The organism is Pseudomonas sp. HMWF021 (assembly GCF_003061005.1).
GTDB lineage: Bacteria > Pseudomonadota > Gammaproteobacteria > Pseudomonadales > Pseudomonadaceae > Aquipseudomonas.
This window is the reverse complement of sequence record NZ_QAIK01000064.1, coordinates 6,051-7,403: the sequence shown is the minus strand read 5'-3', so window position 1 is coordinate 7,403 and position 1,353 is coordinate 6,051. Positions and strand designations below refer to the sequence as shown.

Genomic DNA, 1,353 nt, shown 5'->3' with positions numbered 1-1,353 from the left:
CTCAAGGCTTATGACGCTCAGGGCCGCCTGATTGCCGAGCAAGGGCCGCTCGGTGCCGTGACCGAATACCGCTACGACGAAGCCGGACGGCTGATCGCGCTGCTTCCACCGGAAGACGAGCCGACGTCCTACGAGTATCGCAACGGTTTCCTGCACAGCCGTTCCCGCGGCCAGGCGGTGTGGACGTACCGGCGCAATGCTGAGGGGGATGTCACCGAGGCGGTCGATCCCGACGGCCAGGTCACCCATTACTACTACGACATTCGCGGGCAGTTGCTGTCGATCCGTTACCCGGACAGCAGCCGGCACATGTTTGTCTGGAACGACCTTGGGCAACTGACCGAAGAAACCCTGCCCGACGGCGGTGTGCGGCGCTTTTCCTACGATGCGCTGGGGCGGCGGACCACCACGTGCGACGAACACGGTGCCGTTACTCGCCAGCAGTGGGACGCCGTTGGCCGACTGGTTCAGACGACCTTTCCTACAGGCGCCACCCGCGCCTACAGCTACGGCGCCTACGGCCAGGTCACCGCCGAGCGCGATGAACTCGGACGCATCACCCGTTACGAGTATGACGACGACCTGCACCTGGTCTCGCGCAAGATCAACCCCGATGGCACACGGGTGCAGTACCGCTATGACCATGCGCAACTGCTGCTGACAGAAATCGAAAATGAGTCCGGGGAAAAATATCGCCTGGACTACACGCCGACCGGATTGATCCGACAGGAAACCGGCTTCGACGGGCGGCGCACCGCGTACGCCTACGACCCTGACGGTCATCTGCTGGAAAAGACCGAAGTCGGCGATGACGGCTCGACGCTGGTCACCGGTTATGAGCGTGATGCGGCCGGACGTCTGCTGCTCAAAACCCTGCCCGACGGGGTGCAGGTGGCTTACCGCTACGACCGCCTGGGCCGGCTGACCGGGGTTGATGACGGCCAGCAACATCCGCTGGCCTTCGAGTACGACCTGCAGGACCGGCTGATCACCGAGCACCAGGGCTGGGGCACCTTGCGTTATGCCTATGACGCCTGCGGTCAGCTCAAACGCCAGCGTCTGCCGGACAACAGCAAGCTCGATTTCCACTACGCCAAGGGCGGCGCGCTGACGGCCATCGACCTCAATGGCGCGCGGCTGACCAGCCACGTCTACCAGTCCGGTCGCGAGCAACAACGCCAGCAAGGTCTGTTGCGCAGCGATTATGCCTACGATGATCAGGGGCGTTTGCAGCTCCACACCGTCAATCAGCAAACGCGACCGTTGTACTTGCGGCACTACAGCTATGCGGTCAACGGCAATCTGGCCGGTATCGCCGACAGCCGTCACGGCCAGCGCAGTTATTACTACGAC

The 1,353-nt window shown here is 63.1% G+C and carries 1 pseudogene; it reads left to right on the top strand.

The annotated features are described in order from the left end of the window. Window positions 1–1,353: pseudogene (locus DBR18_RS29000) on the top strand (type IV secretion protein Rhs); the annotation flags it as partial.